This is a genomic window from Vibrio sp. OPT20 (assembly GCF_963889365.1).
GTDB lineage: Bacteria > Pseudomonadota > Gammaproteobacteria > Enterobacterales > Vibrionaceae > Vibrio > Vibrio splendidus.
Genome location: NZ_CAWPOA010000031.1, coordinates 122,006 through 146,621, shown reverse-complemented (window position 1 = coordinate 146,621; position 24,616 = coordinate 122,006). Strand labels below are relative to the sequence as shown.

18 protein-coding genes are annotated in these 24,616 nt (G+C 45.1%); 8 read left to right on the top strand and 10 right to left on the bottom strand.

Annotation, left to right across the window (positions count from 1 at the left end; all coding sequences use genetic code 11):
* Positions 1-28 precede the first annotated feature (28 nt).
* Complete coding sequence (locus AACR09_RS01860; protein ID WP_193835925.1) at positions 29-1,441, top strand: phosphoglucomutase/phosphomannomutase family protein; 1,413 nt, start codon at positions 29-31, stop codon at positions 1,439-1,441.
* A gap of 152 nt (positions 1,442-1,593) precedes the next feature.
* Here the strand turns inward: AACR09_RS01860 and AACR09_RS01855 are convergent, their stop codons facing one another.
* From AACR09_RS01855 to hrpB, 10 genes are all read right to left on the bottom strand, one after another.
* Positions 1,594-2,622, bottom strand: coding sequence for an ABC transporter ATP-binding protein (locus AACR09_RS01855; protein ID WP_004734523.1), 1,029 nt, complete (start codon positions 2,620-2,622; stop codon positions 1,594-1,596).
* Positions 2,622-4,247, bottom strand: a complete 1,626-nt coding sequence (locus AACR09_RS01850) for an ABC transporter permease (protein WP_193835924.1) — start codon at positions 4,245-4,247, stop codon at positions 2,622-2,624. The genes AACR09_RS01855 and AACR09_RS01850 overlap by 1 nt, the downstream gene beginning before the upstream one ends.
* A 245-nt stretch (positions 4,248-4,492) precedes the next feature.
* Complete coding sequence (locus AACR09_RS01845; protein ID WP_017093921.1) at positions 4,493-5,506, bottom strand: Fe(3+) ABC transporter substrate-binding protein; 1,014 nt, start codon at positions 5,504-5,506, stop codon at positions 4,493-4,495.
* 297 nt (positions 5,507-5,803) lie between these two features.
* On the bottom strand, positions 5,804-7,033 hold the full coding sequence (locus tag AACR09_RS01840) for an ammonium transporter (RefSeq protein ID WP_017088370.1): 1,230 nt from the start codon (positions 7,031-7,033) through the stop codon (positions 5,804-5,806).
* Between the two features lie 27 nt (positions 7,034-7,060).
* Entirely contained in the window at positions 7,061-7,399 is a 339-nt protein-coding gene (gene glnK, locus AACR09_RS01835; protein ID WP_004738200.1) for a P-II family nitrogen regulator, read from the bottom strand.
* 259 nt (positions 7,400-7,658) lie between these two features.
* The gene (locus AACR09_RS01830; protein ID WP_017088701.1) at positions 7,659-8,027 is read right to left on the bottom strand and encodes a YacL family protein; all 369 of its coding nucleotides are present in this window, start codon (positions 8,025-8,027) and stop codon (positions 7,659-7,661) included.
* A gap of 267 nt (positions 8,028-8,294) precedes the next feature.
* Positions 8,295-10,883: a bifunctional aconitate hydratase 2/2-methylisocitrate dehydratase gene (acnB, locus tag AACR09_RS01825; RefSeq protein ID WP_026012369.1), complete on the bottom strand. Its 2,589-nt coding sequence runs from the start codon at positions 10,881-10,883 to the stop codon at positions 8,295-8,297.
* Positions 10,884-11,155: 272 nt separating this feature from the next.
* Positions 11,156-13,489, bottom strand: a complete 2,334-nt coding sequence (locus AACR09_RS01820; RefSeq protein ID WP_193835923.1) for a patatin-like phospholipase family protein — start codon at positions 13,487-13,489, stop codon at positions 11,156-11,158.
* Between the two features lie 38 nt (positions 13,490-13,527).
* Positions 13,528-15,927, bottom strand: a complete 2,400-nt coding sequence (mrcB, locus tag AACR09_RS01815) for a penicillin-binding protein 1B (RefSeq protein WP_193835922.1) — start codon at positions 15,925-15,927, stop codon at positions 13,528-13,530.
* Complete coding sequence (gene hrpB / locus AACR09_RS01810; protein ID WP_193835921.1) at positions 15,924-18,422, bottom strand: ATP-dependent helicase HrpB; 2,499 nt, start codon at positions 18,420-18,422, stop codon at positions 15,924-15,926. The genes mrcB and hrpB overlap by 4 nt, the downstream gene beginning before the upstream one ends.
* Positions 18,423-18,456: 34 nt before the next feature.
* Here hrpB and sfsA point away from each other — a divergent pair, with 34 nt between their 5' ends.
* The 7 genes from sfsA to panC all read left to right on the top strand — a co-directional run bounded on the left by sfsA (position 18,457) and on the right by panC (position 24,611).
* Positions 18,457-19,218 (top strand): DNA/RNA nuclease SfsA, encoded by a 762-nt coding sequence (sfsA, locus tag AACR09_RS01805; RefSeq protein ID WP_108100192.1) that lies wholly within the window; start codon positions 18,457-18,459, stop codon positions 19,216-19,218.
* A 135-nt stretch (positions 19,219-19,353) separates the two neighbouring features.
* Positions 19,354-19,800 carry an RNA polymerase-binding protein DksA gene (gene dksA / locus AACR09_RS01800; RefSeq protein WP_017073117.1) on the top strand — a complete coding sequence of 149 codons (447 nt, stop codon included), beginning with the start codon at positions 19,354-19,356 and terminating at the stop codon, positions 19,798-19,800.
* Positions 19,801-19,998: 198 nt separating this feature from the next.
* Positions 19,999-20,874: a tRNA glutamyl-Q(34) synthetase GluQRS gene (gene gluQRS / locus AACR09_RS01795; protein ID WP_193835920.1), complete on the top strand. Its 876-nt coding sequence runs from the start codon at positions 19,999-20,001 to the stop codon at positions 20,872-20,874.
* 183 nt (positions 20,875-21,057) lie between these two features.
* The gene (gene pcnB, locus AACR09_RS01790; RefSeq protein WP_004735460.1) at positions 21,058-22,413 is read left to right on the top strand and encodes a polynucleotide adenylyltransferase PcnB; all 1,356 of its coding nucleotides are present in this window, start codon (positions 21,058-21,060) and stop codon (positions 22,411-22,413) included.
* Entirely contained in the window at positions 22,410-22,895 is a 486-nt protein-coding gene (gene folK, locus AACR09_RS01785) for a 2-amino-4-hydroxy-6-hydroxymethyldihydropteridine diphosphokinase (protein WP_004735459.1), read from the top strand. The genes pcnB and folK overlap by 4 nt, the downstream gene beginning before the upstream one ends.
* A gap of 22 nt (positions 22,896-22,917) precedes the next feature.
* The gene (gene panB / locus AACR09_RS01780; RefSeq protein WP_017091579.1) at positions 22,918-23,712 is read left to right on the top strand and encodes a 3-methyl-2-oxobutanoate hydroxymethyltransferase; all 795 of its coding nucleotides are present in this window, start codon (positions 22,918-22,920) and stop codon (positions 23,710-23,712) included.
* A gap of 8 nt (positions 23,713-23,720) precedes the next feature.
* Entirely contained in the window at positions 23,721-24,611 is an 891-nt protein-coding gene (gene panC / locus AACR09_RS01775) for a pantoate--beta-alanine ligase (RefSeq protein WP_108092809.1), read from the top strand.
* The last annotated feature ends 5 nt before the right edge of the window (positions 24,612-24,616 follow it).

Here is a 24,616-nt window from a genome sequence, read left to right as displayed (position 1 = left end):
GAGACAATGAGACTAAAAGGATTTTCTAATGATTAAATTTGGTACAGGTGGCTGGCGCGCTTTCATTGGTGAGGAGTTCACTAGAGAAAACGTCCGTTTGGTAGCACAAGCGCTCGCTAACATCATTAACAACGAAGATGCAGCCAAGAATGGGTTTGTGATCGGCTATGACCGCCGCTTCCTTTCAGATAAAGCCGCATGTTGGTTTGCTGAAGTATTGGCAGCCAACAACATCAAAGTGAGCTTTATCGACAAGTTCGTTCCGACTCCTATCGTGATGTTCCAAGCAAAAGAGATGGGATGTATTTACTCAGCCTGTATTACCGCTTCTCACAACCCAGCGGACTATAACGGCATAAAGATCTTCATTGAAGGTGGCCGAGATGCTGATGAGATCATCACAGAAAAGATCGAACAACAGATTTCGACCCTAACCAGTGAAGATGTCGTCAGAGTCGATTTTGAACAAGCATTGAATGACAAAGAAATTGAAGTCATCAATCCGATGAACGCCTTTGTTGACTCGATCATTAACGCTATTGATATCGAATCGATTAAACAAGCCAACCTAAGAGTCCTGATTGACCCAATGTTTGGCGTGGCAAAAAACGCACTGCAAACCGTGTTAATCAGCGCTCGCTGTGATGTCGACGTGATCAACGATGGTAAGAACCCAGATTTCGGGGGCCTAATGCCATCTCCTAATGCAGCTACGCTGTATCGCTTGAAGCATTTGGTAGCAGCAGAAGGCTATGACATTGGTATTGGTACCGATGGCGATGCCGACCGTTTAGGCATCATCGATGAGAAAGGTCACTTCATTCACCCTAACGAAGTGTTACTGCTTCTTTACTACTACTTATTGGAATACAAAGGCTGGAAAGGCTCTGTCGTGCGTAACATCGCCACCACACATCTGCTCGACAAAGTAGCGGCAGATCATGGTGAGAAGAGCTTTGAGGTTCCTGTAGGCTTTAAGCATATCAGCTCTCAAATGGAAGCCGATGACTCACTAATTGGCGGTGAAAGCTCTGGCGGTTTAACCATTCGAGGTCACATCAAAGGTAAGGATGGCGTGTTCGCATCGAGCTTACTGGTTGAGATGATCAGTGTGACAGGCAAGAAGCTGTCTGAGCTGCTTGATGAGATTTACTCTAAGTATGGCTACGCGTATACGGCGGAAGGCGATTGCAAGTTTAAACCTTCAGAGAAGGGAGCGCTCTACACCAAGATCTACGTCGAAAAACAACTGCCTGAATTTGAATACGAAATTGAAAAAGTCAGCTATGAAGATGGTGCCAAGGTGTACTTCAAGAATGGCGGCTGGGTGATTGCTCGTTTCTCAGGAACTGAGCCATTGCTACGAATCTTCGCTGAAATGGAAGATAAAGACACTGCAGAACATGTTCTTCAAAAAGTGAAAGACTTCCTCTCTCTATAGGCTTATAGAGCGCAGCAGTCTTGTATGGGACTTAACAAATCACTGCCTTGTTAACCCCTATAGATGAAGAGCTTTTGCCCAGTACTTTAGATTAAAGTGCTGGGCTTTTTTATGGTTCATCGAGAATTAGCGGTACTATGAATTGTACCTAATTAGAAAGCCAATACGCCTTTGGTATCCACTTTTACGTTGACCGGCATACCAACTTCAAGCGCTTCTGACGAGGTTGCCAATAGCTTTTGACCGTGAGCTTCAATAACATAACGACAGTGATCGCCCATAAATTGCTGCTCTAGTACTGAAATAGCACTGTCTTGTTCGTAACTAGCTTGGATATGCTGTGGTCTTAAAAGAAGCTCACACGCACTGCCAAATTCAATCTCCGTTTGTGGTTTAGCTTCAACCACACCCAAGCTGGTTTCAAACTCCAGCTCTGAAATACGCTGTGCATTGAGGTAACTGCCGCCGCCCAAAAAGTCTGCAACAAACTTACTCGAAGGGTGGAAGTAAAGCTCCGACGCCGAACCATACTGTTCAATCACACCATGGTTCATTACTGCCATCTTATCTGCAAACGCGAACGCCTCTTCACGACTGTGAGTCACAAAAATAGCCGTCACACCCTGCTTCTTAAATATTTTACGAATCTGAGAGATCAACTCATGGCGAACCTGAGTATCGATATTTGAGAAAGGTTCATCCAATAACAATAAATCTGGCTTGTATGCTAAAGAACGAGCAATCGCTACGCGCTGCTGTTGACCACCAGAAAGTTGATGTGGGTACCGGTCACCGAATTCATCTAAATGAACCAGCTCCAACATCTCTTGAACTTTCTCTTTCTTTTGCTGATCAGAGAGATCTTTAAGGCCAAAACCGACATTCTGGTTTACCGTCAGGTGCGGAAACAGGGCGTAATCTTGGAAAATCATACCGATGTTTCGTTGCTCTGGTGGCAACCAATTATCACCATCATCAATGGTTTGACAGTTCAAGCTCATGATTCCGCTACTTAATGGAAGCAGCCCTGCAACCGCCTTAAGCAAAGTCGTTTTTCCGCAGCCACTGGCACCAAGAAGACAAACAATTTCACCATGCTCAACTTCTAACGAGAGCGATTCCAAGATGGTTTGCGACTCATATTTGCAAGTCAGATCTTTAATTGATAATGCACAACTCATTAGTGTTTCTGCTCCAAAGAACGGTTAACGATGATCAGAGGAATTAAACCCACCAACACCAATAATACAGCAGGCATTGCCGCCAACTCTAGGTGCTCATCTGAGGCATAGTTATAAACATAGGTCGCCAATGTTTCGAAGTTGAAAGGACGTAACAGCAATGCCGCATTTAGCTCTTTCATTGATTCGATAAACACCAGTAAGCCAGCGATCAATGCACCACGTTTAATCAAAGGTAAATGAACACGGCGTAACATCTGATTGGTATTGCAACCCATGGTTTTCGAAGCCATATCCAATGAAGGAGATACTTTACTCAAGCTACTTTCGATACTGCCGATCGCCACTGCAGAAAAACGCACGACCATTGCAAAGATAAGCGCAAACATGGAACCAGAGAAGATCAAACCAGGTCGTCCCCACTCCATCACTTTAGCGATGTCATTGACCAAGTGATCCATAAACAACACAGGTACCATCACGCCAATCGCTAACACCGTGCCAGGAACGGCATAGCCCATCGAAGCAATACGCATGTAAGCCTGATTTTTCTTACTTGGGCTAACACGCTGATTAAAGTTCACAATCATCGCAATGATAACGCCAATAATCGCAGCAGCTACCGAAACGTAAAGGCTGTTGATGGCATATTCTCTGAATTCAGGGGTCCAGCTTTGAGCAAAATATTTGTAGGCGTAAATAATGAGCTGGCCAAGAGGGAATAAGAACGCAACACAAACTAATCCCCAGCACCAGAATAGTGCCAGCCATTTTTTCCAACCAGAGAGGTTGTAACGAAAATCTTCGCGGCTGCTGAATTGGTTCTGGAATAGCTTCTGCTTACGGCGACTGTATCGCTCTGAGCTCAATAATAGGATCACGATAACCAGCATGATTGCCGATATTTTCGCTGCAGCCGTTAAGCTTGAGTAGCCTAGCCAAGTATCATAAACCGCAGTCGTTAAAGTATTTACCGCAAAATAACTCACGGTACCAAAGTCACCGATGGTTTCCATAGCAACAAGCGATAAACCGACCGCCATTGATGGACGAACAAGTGGTAAGGAGATACGACGGAAGCTTTCCCAAGGCGAGCATTTTAGCAACCGAGCGGATTGCAATAAGGAGACGTTTTGCTCCATAAATGCCGCGCGGCACAACAAGTAAACATACGGGTAAAGAACGAGGGACAGAACAATAATGGCACCCGATAACGTTCTAATATCCGGGAACCAATACTCACCGGGTCCCCACCCAGTCAGATCTCGCAGTAGCACTTGAACAGGGCCTGCAAAGTCGAACCAATCGGTAAAGATATACCCGACAATATAGCCTGGCATAGCTAATGGCAGTACCAATGCCCACTGTAAAACACGCTCACCCGGCACACGGCACATAGCCATAATCCAAGCAGACGGAATACCAAAAACTAAAGACAGGAACATGGTTCCTATGACTAAAACCACCGTATTGTAAGCATAGGTGGGCATCACTGTGGACATCAGATGAGAAAATAGCTCATCTGTTTCTCCAACAGCCGTCGTAAAAATCGCTAAGATCGGTAAAACCAGCAATACTGCAATAATGCCGCTACTGGTGTTCCATAAATAATTCTTTTCTTTCATCGCCTAACTACAACGAGGCTTAATGAAACACAAATGCATTTGCAAATACATCTCATATCCTTTTAATGGTGGGGTTATTTATACCCATATACTCTAACGACTTCAAGGTGAGATGCTAATAACTCAAGGGATCAACGACGAGCTTTGTATCAAAAAGTGATTTTCCAAAAACAAACAACCCCAAGTGACCGAAAATGGCGACTTGAGGTTGTCATTTTACTTGGGCCGAAGCCTACAGTAATAAATTAAAGATCGAACTTAACTTCATCTAATAACTTGATTGCTGCTGCGTGGTGGTCAGCGATCTGGTCTAGAGAAATTGTATCAGCTTTGAATTCACCCCATGAAGCAACAAGCTCAGAAGGTTTAACGTCTGCTTTCACTGGGTATTCGTAGTTTACTTCTGCGTACATGCTTTGCGCTGTGTTACCAGATAGGAATTCCATTAGCTTAACGGCATTCTCTTCATTTGGAGAGTATTTAGCCATTGCCATACCAGAGATATTCACGTGAGTACCTGTTGTCTCTTGGTTAGGGAAGTTAATGTAAACAGAGTCAGCCCAAGCTTTTTGCTCTTTATCGTTAACCATCTTACCTAGGTAGTAGCTGTTGCCAAGAGCAACATCACATAGACCTTCTTTAATCGCTTTAACTTGTGCGCGATCGTTACCTTGAGGCTTACGTGCTAGGTTTGCTTTTACGCCTTCTAGCCACTCTTTCGTTTCAGCTTCACCTTTGTGAGCGATCATCGAAGATACTAGAGAAACATTGTATGGGTGCTTACCGCTACGAGTACAGATTTTGCCTTTAAATTCAGGCTTAGTTAGATCTTCGTAAGTGAACTCTTCACCTAGACGACCAACACGGTCACGTGAAGAATAAACGCTACGTGTACGAGTTGTTAGAGCAAACCACTCGTTAGCAGTATCTTGGTACTGAGCAGGGATGTTCTTTTCAAGTACATCACTTTCAACAGACTGAACTAGACCTTGTTTAGTTAGTTCAGATAAACGACTGATATCGACAGTTAATACAACGTCAGCTGGGCTGTATTCACCCTCTTGAGCTAACTTCTCTGCTAAACCTTTTTTAGCAAACTTAACGTTTACTTTAATGCCAGTCTCTTTCGTGAATTCCTTGAACATAGGCTCAACTAGGAAAGGTTGACGGTAAGAGTATACGTTCACTTCTTCCGCAGCCATTGCTGTCGGGGCAATCACACTACACGCTAGAGCTGAAAGTGTTAGCAGTTTTTTCATTGTAAAATCCTTTATATCGAAATGATAATCTATATCAGTTGCGTTATTATATTCATCAGTAACATAATTACAATGATGTCCGACAAAAAATTCGTCTACTCAGCACCATCAAGCTCGCACTTTTGTAACAATGTATTTCAGGAGATATTCATATCATCTCCTATTCAAAATACTCGCTCACTCTCTCTTGAAAGATCATTGTTGCTTAGACATAAATAACAAGAAACCCCATAACCAATGGTTATGGGGTTTCTTAAACTAGCTTACTCTTTGTCTACATTAAGCTTTATTCTTTGATTACTTTACTGATACAAATTCAGGGTAAGCGCCAACACCACAATCGTGCATGTCCATACCTTCTAGTTCTTCATCTTCGGTTACACGGATACCAATTGTTGCTTTAAGCACTGCCCATACCGCTAGGCTAGCTCCGAATACCCATGCAAAGATTACTGCTGCACCCAATAGTTGAGCACCAAACGTTGCATCCGCGTTGCTTAGAGGCACAGCCATTAGACCGAAGAAGCCACATACACCGTGAACTGAGATAGCACCCACTGGATCATCAATCTTCACTTTATCTAGAGCAATGATGCTGAATACAACCAAGGCACCAGATACCGAACCAATCGCTACAGAAAATAAAGGTGATGGTGATAGAGGGTCTGCAGTGATTGCTACTAGGCCAGCTAACGCACCGTTAAGAATCATTGTTAAGTCTGCTTTACCCCAAGTTGTTTTACATACTAGTAATGCTGCGATTGCGCCAGCTGCTGCTGCTGCGTTGGTGTTAAGGAAGATCTGGCCAACCGCTGTCGCGTTTTCAAAGTCTGAAACCATTAGCTGAGAACCGCCGTTGAAGCCGAACCAACCAAACCATAAGATGAACGTACCTAATGTTGCTAACGGCATGTTTGAACCAGGGATTGGGTAGATTTCACCATTTTTACCGTATTTACCTCGACGAGCACCGAGTAACAATACGCCAGCAAGCGCAGCCGAAGCACCAGCCATATGCACGATACCTGAACCTGCGAAATCACTGAAGCCTGCTTCTGATAGGAAGCCACCACCCCAAGTCCAGTAACCTTCCATTGGGTAAATAAACGCTGTTAGAACCACAGAGAAGATAAGGAATGACCAAAGCTTCATACGCTCAGCCACTGCGCCCGAAACGACCGACATTGCCGTTGCAACGAACACAACTTGGAAGAAGAAGTCAGATTCTAGTGAATGGTCTGCGCCTTCACCTTGAGTACCAATTAAAGTACCAAATGAAGGCAACCAACCACCTTCACCGTTATCTACGTACATAATGTTGTAGCCAACCACTAAGAAAGTCGTACAAGCAATAGCGTATAAACAGATGTTCTTAGTTAAAATTTCTGTGGTGTTCTTTGAACGAACTAGACCAGCTTCAAGCATTGCGAAGCCTGCTGCCATCCACATGACCAACGCACCTGAAATGAGGAAGAAAAAAGTGTCTAGTGCGTAACGTAGTTCCATTACTGTTGTCGTAAGTTCCATATTAAAGTCTCCAGTCCTTGTAATTCTTTAAAGTGCTTCAGCATCCATTTCACCAGTACGAATACGTACGGCTTGGCTTAGGTCATACACAAAAATTTTGCCATCACCGATTTTTCCGGTATGTGCTGCTTGGCTAATCGCTTCAACAACTCGGTCAACGTTTTCAGCTTGGGTAGCAATCTCTAGCTTCACTTTTGGTAGGAAATCCACTTGGTACTCCGCACCACGATACAATTCAGTGTGTCCCTTCTGACGACCAAAACCTTTCACTTCAGAAACTGTCATACCTTCAATACCCACATCAGAGAGCGCTTCGCGTACATCGTCTAATTTGAATGGCTTAACAATGGCATTTATTAATTTCATATTCGTTCCTTAAATTCTTCACTTAATCCGTTAATTCTCTTATTACAATCCAAGTAGCGTGCCAAAACGTTAAGTCATTGATTTTAAATAATATGCAAATGATAAGGTCATAAAAACGAAAAAGACCGCACCAATATGGTGCGGCCTTTTCACTATCTTAATGCGTTGCGCTATTGTTGCTCCAGTTTTGGGCAACCAAGCCTTCAAAGCTCTAAATGACTTAAAAATAGGGGCTAACTAGCGAGTAGAAAGTTAGACCTTAATAGCCTAAAAAGTCCATCCAGCGTTCGATAAGTCGCTCGAAATCATCGATTCCACAGCTTGCTTGGCTTTCACAGTTATAGAAGTCGAATTCACTGCCCTCTTCCATCTCTTGCTCATGCGCTAACACGTTTTCCTGAATCGTTACGTCATCTTCATTGATAGCAAGGCTGATCTCTTTGCCAAGCAGCGTCACTTCATTACTCAGATCCTGTCGAGATTGTTCAATCAACGCCATCACGTGATCCAGTTTCTGCTTATCTTTCCCAATCTCTTCTTGAAGCCAGCGGCCAACAATTTCATGACCCATGCTGCACTTTACATAGTACTCGCCCATTAAAGTGTTTCGTGTAAATTCAAATTCCATAAAGGCTCCGCGCACTAATGACAGATAGGGTAAAAAATGAGGCGAGAGTATATAGCGAAGTCATCAAGAGATCGAGTCGCTCGTAAACTAACATTCAGACATAAAAAAACGCCTACCGAAGTAGACGCTCTATCATTTGGGTTCCTCTAAATAGTTGGAGTTGCAGCTAGGCGACAAGTACGTTCATCCCTATGAGCATAGAAGCTCTATGTGATTAGGGTGAACGTACGCAGTCAACAACGCTGCAGCTACAAATATAACGAGGAACTAAGCTGGTTCTTGGAAGATAACGGTATCTGCTTTTTCCGTGTACTGACCCATTTTATGGAAGTTCAGGTAACGGTATGTATCAGCAGCGGTTGCATTGATCTTCTCAGCGTACTCTAGGTACTCTTCTTTCGTTGGGATACGACCAAGAATCGCACCAACAGCAGAAAGCTCAGCAGAAGCTAGGTAAACGTTCGCACCATTACCCAAACGGTTCGGGAAGTTACGTGTTGACGTCGACATAACCGTCGAAGCATCAGCAACACGAGCTTGGTTACCCATACATAGTGAACAGCCAGGAGTTTCGATACGTACCCCAGCACGACCGAAGATGCCGTAGTAGCCTTCTTCTGTCAGTTGGTCTTTATCCATCTTCGTTGGCGGAGCAACCCATAGGCGAGTATTTAGTGAGCCGTTAAACTCTTCTAACATCTTACCTGCAGCGCGGAAGTGACCAATGTTGGTCATACAAGAACCGATGAACACTTCTTGAATCTCTGTCCCTTGAACATCAGAAAGAAGACGAGCATCATCTGGATCGTTTGGCGCACATAGGATTGGTTGGTCAATATCAGCAAGATCAATCTCGATAACATGTGCGTATTCCGCATCTGAATCAGCAGATAGCAACTCAGGATTCGCTACCCACTCTTCCATTGCCGTAATACGACGCTCAATCGTACGAACATCACCGTAACCTTCAGCAATCATCCACTTAAGCATAACGATATTCGAGTTCAGGTACTCATCGATAGACTCTTGAGACAGCTTAACAGTACAACCTGCAGCTGAACGCTCAGCAGATGCATCAGAAAGCTCAAATGCTTGCTCTACAGACAGGTGTTCAACACCTTCAATTTCTAGTACACGACCAGAGAATTCGTTGATCTTACCTGCTTTCTCAACAGTTAGTAGACCTTGCTTGATACCGTAAAGTGGAATGGCATGTACTAGGTCACGTAACGTGATACCCGGTTGCATTTCACCTTTAAAGCGAACCAAGATAGATTCAGGCATATCAAGAGGCATAACGCCTGTTGCCGCCGCAAATGCGACCAAGCCAGAACCCGCAGGGAATGAAATACCAAGAGGGAAACGAGTATGCGAGTCACCACCTGTACCTACAGTATCAGGAAGAAGCATACGGTTTAACCATGAGTGGATAACACCATCACCCGGACGAAGTGAAACACCCGCACGGTTCATGATGAAATCAGGTAGCGTATGGTGAGTGTTTACATCAACCGGTTTAGGGTATGCAGATGTGTGACAGAAAGACTGCATTACAAGGTCTGCTGAGAAACCAAGACACGCCAGATCTTTAAGTTCATCACGAGTCATAGGACCCGTAGTATCTTGAGAACCCACAGTCGTCATTTTAGGTTCACAGTACTGACCAGCACGTACACCTTCAACGCCACACGCTTTACCTACCATCTTCTGAGCTAGCGTGTAGCCTTTATCAGAAGCTAATGGATCGATTGGTTTAGCAAACAGGTCTGTTTCAGCTAGGCCTAGAGCATCACGAGCACGACCTGTTAGGCCACGACCAATGATCAGTGGAATACGGCCACCAGCACGAACTTCGTCTAGCAAAACTTTGCCTAGTTCAAAGTTTGAAATCACAGAACCGTTCTTATGAACAACACCTTCGTACGGGTAGATATCAATGATATCGCCCATGTTCATGTCTTGTACGTTCAGTTCAATGGGTAGTGCGCCTGAATCTTCCATTGTGTTGTAGAAGATTGGTGCAATTTTACCACCAAGACAAACACCGCCAGTACGCTTGTTTGGTACGAATGGGATATCTTCGCCCATAAACCAAAGCACTGAGTTCGTTGCCGATTTACGTGAAGAACCTGTACCAACAACATCACCAACGTAAGCCAGTTGAATGCCGTCTTTTTGCATTTCTTCAATCTGTTTGATTGGACCAACGTTACCCTGTTCGTCAGGAGTAATGCCATCACGTTCCATTTTCAGCATCGCTTTCGCGTGTACTGGGATATCAGGACGTGACCATGCATCAGGCGCTGGAGATAGGTCATCGGTGTTTGTTTCACCAGTGACTTTAAATACTTTAACGGTAATTTTTTCCGCTACTTTGTCTTTAGCTGTAAACCATTCAGCATCAGCCCAAGATTGAAGCACTTGTTGTGCTGAAGCATTACCTGCTTTCGCTTTCTCTTCTACGTCGTAGAACGCATCGAACATAAGTAAAGTATGAGACAGGGCTTTAACAGCGATTGGAGCAAGTTCAGCGTCATCTAGTAGAGATACTAGAGATTCGATGTTGTAACCGCCTTGCATAGTACCAAGCAGTTGTGCAGCTTTTGCTTTGCTTACTAGTGGAGATGTCACTTCACCTTTAGTGATAGCCGTAAGAAAGCCCGCTTTTACATACGCAGCTTCATCTACACCCGGTGGAATGCGGTTTTCTAGTAGGTCAAGAATGATTTCTTCTTCACCTTGAGGTGGATTCTTCAGAAGTTCAACTAGGCCAGCTACCTGCTCAGCATCTAGTGGTTTTGGAACAACTCCCTCGGCAGCACGTTCTTCGACGTGTTTACGGTAGGCTTCAAGCACGACTTTTTTCCTCTCATTGCGGTTCACTTCTTACCTTCATAATTGTTAGTAAAATAAAGAAGTGAACATCCTTGGAAACTTGGCTCTCCATTGCCATTTTTGTCATTCAATTTGTATTGATGAGCGGCGTCATAGAGGCCAAACTGTGGGCGACAGAATAGCAAATTTAACGTTAAATTAAAATCTTATCATTTTGACCAACATAGCAAGTTAAGACGAAAGTCCCACTATTTTTGCCTAATTACGCAGTTAAATGGCTACTCTACGCATGATTATTTGTAGGAAGTACCGACAATCAAATAGACCGAATCATAGTTATCTTCAGTTCGGCCATAAGCCAAAATGATCGGTCCTATTGGCGAATCGACACCCGCGAAAACAGAACCTGCGGTGTACATTGGTGCTTCATCAATGGTTAAATCATTGTTCGACCAAACACCACCATGTTCTATGGATGCACCTACGTAGAACGGTGATTTAAAGAGGCCGAAGTCATTTTCAAACCACTTATAACGATAGATAAGGCTGGTGTAGGCCAAGTTCTGACCTATCATACTATTCCTTGGAATACCTGACAGGTTTAAGAAGCCACCAAGCTCTTTGGGGTCGATTGGAAAAACAGAGTTTTTACTTTCTACAATTCCGTAATCAAGCTTTGCGACTAAAGTATGCTTCTCAATACTCTTTGCTGCCATGAAATTAGCCGAAAACTCATAAACAGTATCGCTTTCAGCCCCTAGATCCGGGGTATCTCCAGACGTGTTGTCCTCAAAGTCATCATGGGAAACAAGATATTCTAAATCGACAAAGTAACCTTCCGTTGGCAAACTAAAATTATCTAAAGTATCGAGTCGATAACTAATAAACCCGCCTATACGTGTATACGCTCCGTTACCAAAAGATGGTAGCGAAGAAACCTCCAAACCCCCATCAGTATAACGAGCACCAAATTTCAGTTCTTGCCACAACGTCGGTTGATAGCCTAATGCCAATTCACCGACATATTCACTATAAGTCAGTGGGACATAGTCTGTAGTCGCTTCTAATGTCGGTTCTCCAACCTCCCCCTCAACCACGGACAAATTTCTGTTTTCCTTACTGTAAACAATCGATGCAGAAGTGAACAGTTTTTGACTCGAAAAGAAGGGCGAGTAAAGTTCCGCTTCAATTCGTTTGTCAGTACCCATCTCGACGTTAGTTCTTAGCTCTGCACCATGCTTATTAATATCGGTAAAGTTGGCTGAGACACCGATCGAGTACTGACTGGTAGTAGAGAAATCATCTTCAAGAAAGAATCGAAAGTTGAGGTAGTTTGGGCCCCAAGACTTTTCGTTCACATCGACTTGAAGTTGATCTTCACCATCAACATTATCAAACTCATAAGTGACCAATTCAAATCTATCCAGTGCATAGAGATCTTTCACTTTAGATTCGATTTCACTGGTCTTCAGAACTTCACCAGAATCAAGGTTTAAGCGGTTTTCGATCAACTTATCTGAATAGTGGGTGTTGTTATTGATGACGACCCTATCGACAACAGTCTTATCGCCATGTTTCAGCTGTCTGCGTGCTTTTTGTTTGTCCTCGATATAATGCTGATAATCGGCATTTGAGAGCGATAGCTTAGAAAGCTCATCAGTATGCTGCTTAGCGGCTTCATAGCCCGCGAGGAAAGCCGATGGCATTTTATCAAAGTCAGTCGTCTCCATTTGCCCAACATCAGGACGTAGGAAAACATCATCATCCGTCAGTGTTTCAGCTTGCTCTTGAGTGCTGCGTTGGACCAGATAATTAGAGAGTTGATCAGCTGCCGCTAGAAAATTCGTGAAATCTTCTTTGCCTTTGTAATTGGTACTGATATCCACCGCAATGACAATGTCCGCGCCCATCGCTCTGGCAACGTCGACTGGCATATTATTGGTGACACCACCATCAACCAGCATTCGGCCATCTAATTCATAAGGGGGAAGCGCGCCAGGAACTGACATACTGGCCATCATCGCATCAACAAGGTGACCATGGTCGATGACCACTTCTTCAAGCTCAATAATGTCGGTTGCGACTGAACGGTAGGGAATAGCAAGATGGTCAAAAGAGTCGAGTGGAGATAGGTTACCTGTGGTCTCACGCAGAATACGCAACATGTTCTGACCTTGAACCACGCCTTTCCTAGCTTTGATTTCGCCCCAACCTAAACCGAGATCGGTGTTCAGTTGGTAACGGTCTTCATATTCTTTGTCACGCACTCGGCGATCACTACGGTTAACGCGATCACGATAGCCGCGATTCCAATCAACCGTATAAATAAAACTTTCAATCTCATCAGCACTCATCCCTGTCGCATAAAGCCCACCAACGTAAGAGCCCATGCTGGTACCGGTAATGTAATCGACCGGAATTTGCATCTCTTCTAGCGCTTTAAGTACACCAATGTGAGCCGCTCCTTTGGCTCCTCCACCAGCAAGCACAACAGCAACGGTTGGTCTTTTATGAGCTTGTCCAGCTTGCTGAGATTGTTCCACCGGTGTCACAGTAGATGCAAACAGCTGAAAACTGATCACAGTACCGACAATGCCTAAGCCGCTCACTATCCAACGAGAAATCATTCTTTAAACTATCCTTGTCATTCTTTTCTTTTACGACTTTACCACTGAAAAAGCTTTTTTAGCCACTGTTTTGGTTGACTTTCACAACCCTTTTTAATGTTTCCATTCTCATCCCAAACCGGCAGTTTAACCGTACCATCACAGTCAAACTCTAAAGCCCCTTGAGAAGTTCGAGTAAAACTTGCCGTCGTAATGCCATTCGGCCAAGGCAACAGTAACTGCTCTGGAGTTCGATGCTTCAGATAATCGGCATAGACACGTAGCGCACCACTAGAGCCCGTGAGTTTAGTCGGCTTATTATCATCGCGCCCTAGCCAGATGGTAGTGACTTCGCGACCATCAACACCCACGAACCAACTGTCTCGGCTGTCATTACTGGTTCCCGTTTTACCCGCTAATCCTGCCCATGCAAACTGACCTTGCAGGAAACGACCCGTACCTTCAGACACACCACGTTTCATGGCATAAGTTGTCAACCAAGCTGCTTGCTGGTCAACGCTTTGTGATACACGAGGGATCGACTGATATAGAACCTCACCATCGTTATCAACAACTGAACGAAGCGCAGACAAAGGTGCGATACGGCCAGAGTTGGTGATGGTTTGGTACATCTGCGCTACCTGAAATGGGGTCAATGAGAATGACCCCAAAAACATTGATGGCACTGGACGAATTTCGTTTTTATCGACACCCAGTTTTCCAATCGTATCCGAAACGCTATCAATACCTAACTGCATGCCCAAACGAACCGTTGGTACGTTGTAAGACTTAGAAAGCGCCACATACAAGGGCACATCGCCACGGAACTTACGATCGAAGTTTCTTGGGCTCCACACGCTGCCTTTACTGCCTTTCAAGCTCAGTGGCGTGTCCTTCAATGTTGTCGCCAACGTGTACTTCTGGGGTTGATCTAGTGCGGTTAAGTAGATTGCAGGCTTAACCAAGGAACCAATAGGACGACTCGCATTCAAAGCACGGTTAAAGCCATCGTAACCAGTACGCTTACCACCGACCATCGCACGAATTTCACCAGTATTTCTATCCACGGCAATAGCAGCAGCCTCGAGCTTGTTACCTGCCGTTTTAGATAAATCAGGCACCTTACGAGCAATCGACTTCTCTAGCTTGTCTTGGGACACCGGATCCAGAGAGGTAAAGACTCGAATGCCTTTCTGTGCTTCAAATCGGTCACCGACATATCTCTTAAGCTCAATGTTTACTTGCTGGAAGTAAGCGGGCTGACGGCTCGCAATACGTGGGTTATCTTGAATATCCAAGTCTCGGCTTGCGGCTTCTTCGTACTGTTTCGGCGTCAATATGTCTTGTTGCATCAGCAAACGTAGAACCAAATCACGTCGAGTCTTAGCTCGCTCAGGGTAACGAACCGGGTTGTAATACGAAGGTCCTTTGACCATGCCGACCAGCAGTGCTAGTTGATCGATTCGGAGTTCTTGAATCGGTTGCCCGAAGTACAAGCGAGATGCTAATCCAAAGCCATGAATCGCTTGCCCACCATTTTGCCCAAGATAAACCTCGTTTAAGTAGGCTTCTAAGATGCGGTCTTTGCTGTAACGATGATCCAAGATAAGTGCAATATAGGCTTCGCGAACCTTACGCCATAATGTGCGCTCGCTAGATAAGAACAGGTTTTTTGCCAACTGTTGCGTCAACGTACTGCCACCTTGTACGGTTCGCCCTGCTTTTACATTGACCACCATCGCACGAGCGATTGCCAGTGGCGATACCCCATCGTGCTGATAGAAATTTCGGTCTTCGGTTGCCAGCAATGCATCAACCATCACCTCAGGGAACTGATTACGTTTTAAGAACAGACGCTGCTCATCGCTGCTTTTTTCAAGCATGCCAAGCATTTTCGGTTCAACACGCAGATACCCCATGTCGCCTTTCTTCTCTAGCGACTGAATACGAGTTAACTCGTTACCGTTGAAATGCAGCATCACATGACGATCCGCTTCCGGTCCATCGACAAACTCGAACGGGCGACGAATCATTTCAATCTTGGTTGAGGAAGAAGAGTATTCGCCAGGGTGACGAGGGGCGTTCACCTTACGATAATTGAGTACATCCAGCTCATTCTTAACCTGCACCAAACTCACCTGAGTTCCCGGAGACAGGTCCAGCACTCGCGCATAAACCACGGTTGGCAAATCAAACAACTGACCTTCAAAACGCTGCTTGACCACTGAATCAAGATAAATACCGACGAACAACAGCAATGCAGCAAGAGCCAAGCCTGCTTTCCAAGAAATGCCCCACAGGATCTTCAACCAACCTCTCTTGCCAGATGGCTTAGTTTTAGGTTTAGTCTTTTTCGCTGCTGCTCTTGGCTTTCTGGGCTTGGCTTTGGTCGCTGGTGACTTCTTTGCTGGCGCTTTTTTAGGTGGTGCCTTTTTGGGCGTTAACATTTTGGTCATCATCGATTCAACTGTCGTTTGGTTTTAGTGGTTGCTACATGGTTAGCAGGGTCATCTGGCCAAGGATGTTTTGGGTAACGGCCTTTCATTTCTTTTTGTACTTCTTTGTACGCGCCAGCCCAAAAGCCAGCTAAATCTTGAGTAATTTGTAGTGGTCGTTGTGCTGGAGAAAGTAGCTCAAGCACCACTTTTTTACGCCCTTGCGCGATCAATGGCGAGTCTCGTTCACCAAAGACTTCCTGCATTCGTACTGAGATCACTGGCTCAGACTGATACTGGTAGCGAATTGCTTTTTTACTGCCCGTCGGCATCAGATAGTCGGTAGGCAGCCATTGATCAATTTCTTGATTCAACGGCCAACCAAGGTATGCCGACAGTGCTTGTTCAATCGATACATTCGACAGCCCTTTGGCAGACTTAATGCCATTTAAATACGGCGACAGCCACTCATCAAGATGTTCAACTAAACTCGCATCATCCATCGCTGGCCAATCATGCTCAGGCATCCAAAGTTCTGCACAGCGTACCCGCTCAACCAGCTGTTTAGCCGAAGGGGTCCAATGTAAGCGATCCAGCCCGCATCGAGCGATATAATTGAGTAGCGCTTTGCTCGCCTGATTCGCATCAGGCTCTGGTAAAGCTTTGGTGCTGATAATCAACTTGCCCAAAGACACTCGCTGCTCTGCCACTAAGCGGCCACGTTTTTCATCCCAATCGGCGTAATCGGAACGCACAAACAGTTTTGGGAATTCAGCTTCTAGCTGCGAAATATCAACGGCAGTGGCTAAGAAAATCTGACTGGCTCGCTCTGTGCTGCGCATCAAATCAATCACTACGATATAGTCATTGTTCGCCAATGAATCATCGTCACGAACCTCAGCCCCGTGGCCATTCGCAAGAAGGAAAGCACTGCTGGTTGCGCTTCTCACTTGTGCAATTCGGTCTGGGAAGGCAAAACAAAGCACTAATGGTAGCAATGATTCGTCAACTTGTGACAAATCTAAGTGATGTTTGAGTTTGCTCGCGAGACTTTTCGCTCGCTGCATCACAACGCTATTTTTTGAGTGTTTTCTTTGCTTCAGTCGATGCAACGAATGCTGAATATCCGTCACATTGCGCTCTGGCTCTTCAAGTAAAGCGGCAGCAACAATCGCGACATTCAGTAGCTCTTGGCTGCTTTGCTGCGCTTTAACCAACATACTGGCGATGCGAGGTTCAATTCCTAAGCGTTGAGCCTGTTTTCCTAGTGCCGTAAATTGACCATTACCGTCTAACAGTTCCAGGTTTTGTAAGAGTTGCTTAGCTTGTTCTGTTGAAGCTTTCGGTGGAATGTCTAACCATTGCAATTCATCAGCACTTGCGGCTCCCCATTGTGTCAATTCAGACACCAACGAAGACAAATCAGAATGAAGAATCTCAGGTTCTGGCACAGCAGGTTGCTGCATCAACTGTGTTTCACTGTACAAACGAACACACAGGCCCTCTTCAATTCGTCCCGCTCGCCCTGCTCTTTGTTCAGCAGAAGACTGCGAAATTTTCACTTGCTCAAGCTTGGTAATACCGGTTTTCAAATCGAACTTTGCAACTCGCTCTAATCCTGAATCAACGACTAATCGAATGCCTTCAATCGTCAACGATGTTTCGGCAATGTTAGTGGCCAATACCACTTTTCGACGCCCTTCGTCTGATGGCGCGATCGCTTTTTGTTGTTGAGGGAAGCTGAGCTGACCGTACAAAGGACACACATCGATATCGCTGGCGAGTTGTTCTAGTTGAGATTCGACTTGTTTTATCGCCGAGACACCCGGCAAGAAAGCCAGAAGTGAGCCTGACTGTTTCTCCATCAGAGATTGAATCACCTTAGCCATTTTAGGGGCTAAATATTCATTCGAGCCTAATGGCTGATAGCGGAAGTCGACAGGGAAAGTTCGGCCTTGCGATTCAACATACTTGGCATCAGGCAACAAAGATTGCAGCGCGTGTTGATCTAAGGTTGCCGACATCACCACCACTTTTAGATCATCACGCAGTGCTTCTTGGATCTCCAAACTAAAGGCCAGCGCGGTATCTGCATGGATACTGCGCTCATGAAACTCATCAAAGATCACCATATCAACCCCAGTCAATTCAGGGTCGGTTTGGATCATTCTCGTCATAATCCCTTCGGTTACGATTTCCAAGCGAGTCGCACTGCTGGTTTTAGATTCACCACGAACTCTAAAACCTATGCTCTCTCCCACTTTTTCTCCCAATTGGTTGGCTAAGTAAGTTGCGATATTCCTTGCCGCCAAACGCCTCGGTTCAAGCATAATGATTTTGCCTTGAACGGCGTTGGTCTTAACTAACTGTAAAGGGAAGAATGTTGACTTACCCGCACCGGGAGCGGCCTTTAGAATAAGTTGAGTGTGTGTTTCTACGCCAGCGAGCAGATCTGGCATCACAGCTTCTATGGGCAGTTGTGGCAATGGGAGAACCTTGTGGTGTAATGTTGGCAACATTGTACATAAAAACCTACCTGTCTAAATAAGTAATATGCACTTCAATCCTCCATTAGAGCCAGCGACTCTTATTAAACGCTATAAACGTTTTCTCACTGACATCCAACTCCCAGACGGCAGCGAACGTACTATTCATTGCGCTAACACTGGAGCAATGACGGGATGTGCGACCCCTGGCAATACGGTGTGGTACTCAACCTCAGAGAATGTAAAAAGAAAATACCCAAACAGCTGGGAGATCTCAGAAACAGACAAAGGTCACCGTATTTGTGTAAATACTGCGCGAGCAAACCAGTTGGCAGTGGAAGCAATTGAAAATAATACTATAGTTGAACTCTTAGGCTATAACGCGTTACGAACCGAAGTGAAATATGGCAGTGAGAATAGTCGAATTGATATTCTGCTTGAAGATAACGAAAAGCCGCCTTGCTATATCGAAGTAAAAAGCGTCACTTTGCTCGACGAACAACAAACGTCCACTAAGCAACAAATATCAACTAAGCAAAAAACGTCAACCAAAGGACAAGGCTTTTTCCCTGATGCGGTCACCACTAGAGGCCAGAAACATCTGCGTGAACTCACAGAAATGGTCGAATCTGGAAATAGAGCCGTACTTTTATTCACTGTTTTGCATTCAGGTATTGAAAAAGTGTCTGCGGCACACCATATAGACGCCAAATATTCGTTATTACTTAAACAAGCACAAGACGCTGGTGTTGAAGTGCTTTGCTATAAAGCAGAGCTCAGCAGTACTCAAATACAACTAAAACAAGCTGTTGAATTTATCAATAGCTAAGCAAAAATGCTGAACTATTCACATTGATTGCAAGTTTGAACAAGAGTATTTGCCACCATTCGTTCTTTCTGCTATAGATACCCGCCTTAAAATTAGCTGCTTTGCAGTTGACTAGGTGTAAATAGGAGATGCTGTATGCCAGAATCTAAGAAAAAAGCGCTAGGCATCCTAGCCATCGCAGGTGTTGAACCGTACCAAGCAAAGCCAGGTGAAGAATACATGTCACCTGAGCAAACGGAACATTTTACAAAAATTTTAGCAGCTTGGCGCAACCAGCTCAGGGAAGAAGTTGATCGTACTGTGCACCACATGCAGGACGAAGCAGCAAATTTCCCAGACCCAGTTGACCGTGCTTCTCAAGAAGAAGAATTCAGCCTAGAGTTACGTAACCGTGACCGTGAGCGCCGTCTTATCAAGAAAATTGAGAAGACACTAGACAAGATCGAAGAAGACGATTTCGGCTTCTGTGACTCTTGCGGTGTCGAGATTGGCATTCGTCGTCTTGAAGCTCGTCCAACTGCTGACCTTTGTATTGACTGTAAAACACTTGCAGAGATCAAAGAGAAACAGATGCAAGGTTGATTCTTGCGGATGTAAAAAAGGGAGCTTTGGCTCCCTTTTTTGTTTGTTATCCAAGCTGAATATTCCAAGATTTTGGTAGAAAATCAACAGCTTTGGCTTGTTTTTACGTATTAATACGATGACTAAACGAACCAAAGTAATAGATAAACGTCTTAAGAATCGGCTACTGCGGTACCATCAAGATTAGGTTTTTCACTTATGAATTATATCGGGCGCTTTGCACCATCACCGTCAGGTCCTCTTCATTTTGGATCACTAGTTGCTGCTCTTGGTAGCTACTTTCAAGCGAAATCTAACCAAGGACAATGGTTAGTTCGCATGGAAGACCTCGACCCACCAAGAGAAATGGCCGGCGCTGCAGACCTCATTCTTAAGACGCTTGAGGCTTACCATCTATTTTGGGATGGCGAAGTCGTCTATCAAAGCCAACGCCATGACCTTTACCAAGCTCAAATTGATCAATGGGTCGCTGACAAGCAAGCCTATTACTGCCAATGCACACGCAAGCAGATAAAGTCTTTAGGTGGCTTTTATAATGGTCACTGCCGAAACGCAGGTTTGATTGATTCAGGCGAACAAGCCGTGCGCTTGTGCATGGACTTTCCAGTCGAGTCTTTTGACGATGTTCGTCACAGTACGATTCAAATCCCTAAAGCATTGGCTGAAGAAGATTTTATTATCAAACGCAGAGATGGATTGTTTGCCTATAACTTGGCGGTTGTCCTTGATGACATCGATCAAGGGGTAACAGAAGTCGTAAGAGGCGCTGACCTGATAGAGCCTACAGGCCGACAAATCAGTTTGTATAAGACACTCAAGCAAAAAACCGTGAGTTACTTGCACTTACCATTGGCAACCGATGGCTTGGGGAATAAACTGTCAAAACAGAACCATGCCACCGCGATCGATCTCGACAACCCAAAACCAACGCTGCTCGACGCTATGCGATTCTTAGGTTTTGATATCCCGCATGCCCTCTATGAGGCTTCAATGGATGAGATTTTGTTATGGGGAACTCAGCAATGGAACGTCAGTCAGTTACCTGATAGTTTACAAAAAGAGCACAGCGATTAGCTCAAAACTAACGGCAAATAGCAAAAACGACACATAAAAATGCCATAACCAACAGCAGTGGTTAAGCAGACGATGTTCTCAAATGGCTCGCGCTAAGCTATCATTAGCCGCAATTAAACTCTGCACTACCACTTTGGACTAAGAGAAAAACAAAGTTGGCGATACCTACTTTGTTCTAAACTAATGAATACAAACGACAATACCCCAAGCGAACAACGCGGATTCCACGAATTAGCTCTGAATATATATACTCGTCAAGAGCACAATATTTCACGCAAGCAGATCAGCGACAACGCACTAAAAGTGCTATATCGCCTGAATGGTGCGGGTTTTGACGCATTTCTAGTCGGTGGTGGTGTTCGCGATATCTTATTAGGCTCACAGCCAAAAGATTTTGATATTGCGACCAACGCAACACCAGAACAAATCAAAAACCTCTTCAGAAACTGTCGCCTTATCGGTCGCCGTTTCCGCTTAGCACATATCATGTTTGGTCGTGACATCATTGAAGTTGCAACTTTCCGTGGCCACCACCAAGAGCCATCGAAAAACGTTTCTGCGCAATCTGATGAAGGCATGTTGCTACGCGATAACGTGTACGGCAATGTTGATGAAGATGCAGAGCGTCGTGACTTCACTATTAATGCGATGTACTACAACATTGCAGACTACAGCATTCACGATTACGCGGGTGGTGTGGAAGATTTAGAAGACAAGCTGATCCGCCTAATTGGCGATCCAGAAACTCGCTACCGTGAAGACCCGGTGCGTATGCTTCGCGCAATGCGTTTCGCCGCTAAACTGGATTTCGATATTGAAGAAGACACAGCAGACCCTATCGAAGAACTGGCACACCTGCTAAAAGATATCCCAGCAGCGCGCCTTTACGAAGAGTCTCTGAAATTACTTCAATCAGGTCACGGTTTAGAAACCTATCACCTAATGCGTGAATACAATCTGTTCCAACAGATGTTCCCTGCAATTGCAGAGCACTTCACTGAAGGTTACGACTCTCATACAGAGCAGATGCTTGACTTAGTACTCGACTCAACCGATCTTCGTATCGAAGATGGCAAGCGAGTAAACCCTGCATTTATGTTTGCAGCGATTCTTTGGTACCCAATGAACAAGCTTGCAGACAAGCTTGTCGCTGAGCAGGGTATGGCGCATTACGATGCGATAATGGAAGCGAGCAACATCATTCTTGACCAGCAAGTTAAGTCTATTGCTATTCCTCGTCGTCACACGGCGACCGTTCGTGAAGTTTGGCAACTGCAATTGCGACTGCCTCGTCGTAACGGTAAACGTGCTGTTCGTCTTATGGAACTGAATAAGTTCCGTGCTGGTTACGACTTCCTAGAAATGCGTGGCGAGATTGAGGGTGGCGAAACCAAAGAACTAGCAAAATGGTGGGAGCGTTATCAGACCGCAGGCCGCAACATGCGCCAAGCGATGGCTAACGACGTTGCAGCACCATCAAAATCAGGCCATCGTCGCCGTAAGACTTACCGAAACAAAAAGAGTAAGCAGTCCGAATGATAACGGCTTATATTGCGGTCGGCAGCAACCTTGCCGACCCAGTTAGCCAAGCAAACTTGGCTATCGAAACGCTAAAAAGCCTACCGCGATCAACGTTTATTGCGACCTCTCAGCTATATAGTAGCACTCCAATGGGGCCGCAAAACCAACCTGACTACATCAACGCGGTAGTAGCAATCCAAACCGAATTAACGCCAATTGAACTGCTTGATTGCACTCAAAAGATCGAGCTAGAGCAAGGGCGCGTCCGTAAAGACGAGCGTTGGGGGCCAAGAACTTTGGATCTCGACATTGTGTTATACGGCAATGAGGTGATCGATTCAGAGCGCTTAATCGTTCCTCATTACGGAATGAAAGAACGAGAGTTTGTACTTTACCCGCTTGCTGAAATCGCACCAAGTTTACAACTCCCTGATGGGACTGAGCTGACAGAACTACTCAAAATAGTTGATAAGAACGGGCTCAATGTTTGGCAACAATAGCCAAGCGCATTAAGGAAAACCAATGAAAAAAGTAACCATTAACGACCTGATCAAATGCAAACGTGAAGGCCGTAAATTCGCGACGTCGACAGCTTATGATGCGAGCTTTGCTCAATTATTCGAAAGCCAAGAAATGCCAGTTCTGCTTGTCGGTGACTCACTGGGTATGGTTCTACAAGGCCATAACGACACATTACCAGTAACCGTTGAAGACATTGCTTACCATACTCGCTCAGTGCGCGCAGGTAGCCCAAACTGTCTTCTTATGGCTGACATGCCTTTCATGAGCTACGCAACGCCAGAGCAAGCCTGTGAGAGCGCAGCAAGCTTGATGCGTGCTGGTGCGAACATGGTAAAAATCGAAGGCGGAAGCTGGTTGGTTGATACTGTGAAGATGCTAACAGAACGTGCAGTACCAGTATGTGCACACTTAGGCTTAACGCCTCAGTCTGTGAACATTTTTGGTGGTTACAAAGTGCAAGGTCGTGACGACGAGCAAGCCGACAAAATGGTTGCTGACGCTCTAGCACTGCAAAACGCAGGTGCTCAAATCGTTCTCCTTGAATGTGTGCCCGCTTCATTGGCAAAACGAATTACAGAAGCTTGTGACGTACCCGTTATCGGTATCGGCGCAGGTAATGTTACCGATGGTCAGATCTTGGTTATGCATGACATGTTCGGTATTTCTGCGAACTACATGCCGAAATTCTCTAAGAATTTCCTAGCTGAAACAGGTGATATGCGTAAAGCCGTCGCTCTATACAAAGAAGAAGTAGAGAGCGCACGTTTCCCTGATGATGCTCATACAATCGCTTAGGAGTAACTATGCAAACTTTTGCTGAAATAGCGGCTCTTCGTGAGCAGATTAAACAGTTTAAGCGAGATGGACGTACGGTTGCTTTTGTCCCGACAATGGGAAACCTGCATGAAGGTCACCTGACTCTGGTCAAGAAAGCTCGTGAACTGGCTGATATTGTTGTGGTAAGCATCTTTGTTAACCCAATGCAGTTTGATCGTACTGATGACTTGAACAACTATCCTCGTACGTTAGAAGCTGATTTAAGTAGGTTAACAGCCGAAGGTGTTGAGCTCGTGTTTACACCAACACCAGAAGTCATGTATCCAGATGGATTAGATAAACAGACGTTTGTTGAAGTTCCAGGCATATCTCACATGCTTGAAGGCGCGTCTCGTCCAGGTCACTTCCGCGGCGTATCAACGATTGTCGCTAAACTGTTTAATATCGTTCAGCCAAACTTTGCATGCTTCGGTGAGAAAGACTTTCAGCAACTTGCTGTTATTCGCCAGATGACAACAGATTTAGCGTTAGACATTGAAGTTGTCGGCGTAGCGACCGTTCGTGAAATGGATGGCTTGGCAATGAGCTCTCGCAATAGCAACCTAACTATTGACGAGCGTCAACGAGCTCCAGTTCTAGCGCGCACTATGCGTTGGATCAGCAGCGCTATTCGTGGTGGCCGCGATGATTACGCGTCAGTGATTGAAGATGCGACAGACCAGCTACGCGCAGCTGACTTACAACCAGATGAGATCTTTATCTGTGATGCGAAAACGCTGCAAGCGATCACGTCAGAAACGACTCAAGCTGTGATTCTGATGTCAGCTTTCCTAGGTAAGACGCGTCTTATCGATAACCAAGTTCTAGATTTGGTTACGGAAACAAAAGAAGAGTTAAAAGAAGAAACGGCTGAATAGTCGGC

Bases quoted from the DNA above. Each gene is read 5' to 3' on its own strand.
- AACR09_RS01860 (WP_193835925.1), top strand. From the start codon at position 29: ATGATTAAATTTGGTACAGGTGGCTGGCGCGCTTTCATTGGTGAGGAG.
- AACR09_RS01855 (WP_004734523.1), bottom strand. From the start codon at position 2,622: ATGAGTTGTGCATTATCAATTAAAGATCTGACTTGCAAATATGAGTCG.
- AACR09_RS01850 (WP_193835924.1), bottom strand. From the start codon at position 4,247: ATGAAAGAAAAGAATTATTTATGGAACACCAGTAGCGGCATTATTGCA.
- AACR09_RS01845 (WP_017093921.1), bottom strand. From the start codon at position 5,506: ATGAAAAAACTGCTAACACTTTCAGCTCTAGCGTGTAGTGTGATTGCC.
- AACR09_RS01840 (WP_017088370.1), bottom strand. From the start codon at position 7,033: ATGGAACTTACGACAACAGTAATGGAACTACGTTACGCACTAGACACT.
- glnK (WP_004738200.1), bottom strand. From the start codon at position 7,399: ATGAAATTAATAAATGCCATTGTTAAGCCATTCAAATTAGACGATGTA.
- AACR09_RS01830 (WP_017088701.1), bottom strand. From the start codon at position 8,027: ATGGAATTTGAATTTACACGAAACACTTTAATGGGCGAGTACTATGTA.
- AACR09_RS01820 (WP_193835923.1), bottom strand. From the start codon at position 13,489: ATGATTTCTCGTTGGATAGTGAGCGGCTTAGGCATTGTCGGTACTGTG.
- mrcB (WP_193835922.1), bottom strand. From the start codon at position 15,927: ATGATGACCAAAATGTTAACGCCCAAAAAGGCACCACCTAAAAAAGCG.
- hrpB (WP_193835921.1), bottom strand. From the start codon at position 18,422: ATGTTGCCAACATTACACCACAAGGTTCTCCCATTGCCACAACTGCCC.
- sfsA (WP_108100192.1), top strand. From the start codon at position 18,457: ATGCACTTCAATCCTCCATTAGAGCCAGCGACTCTTATTAAACGCTAT.
- dksA (WP_017073117.1), top strand. From the start codon at position 19,354: ATGCCAGAATCTAAGAAAAAAGCGCTAGGCATCCTAGCCATCGCAGGT.
- gluQRS (WP_193835920.1), top strand. From the start codon at position 19,999: ATGAATTATATCGGGCGCTTTGCACCATCACCGTCAGGTCCTCTTCAT.
- pcnB (WP_004735460.1), top strand. From the start codon at position 21,058: ATGAATACAAACGACAATACCCCAAGCGAACAACGCGGATTCCACGAA.
- folK (WP_004735459.1), top strand. From the start codon at position 22,410: ATGATAACGGCTTATATTGCGGTCGGCAGCAACCTTGCCGACCCAGTT.
- panB (WP_017091579.1), top strand. From the start codon at position 22,918: ATGAAAAAAGTAACCATTAACGACCTGATCAAATGCAAACGTGAAGGC.
- panC (WP_108092809.1), top strand. From the start codon at position 23,721: ATGCAAACTTTTGCTGAAATAGCGGCTCTTCGTGAGCAGATTAAACAG.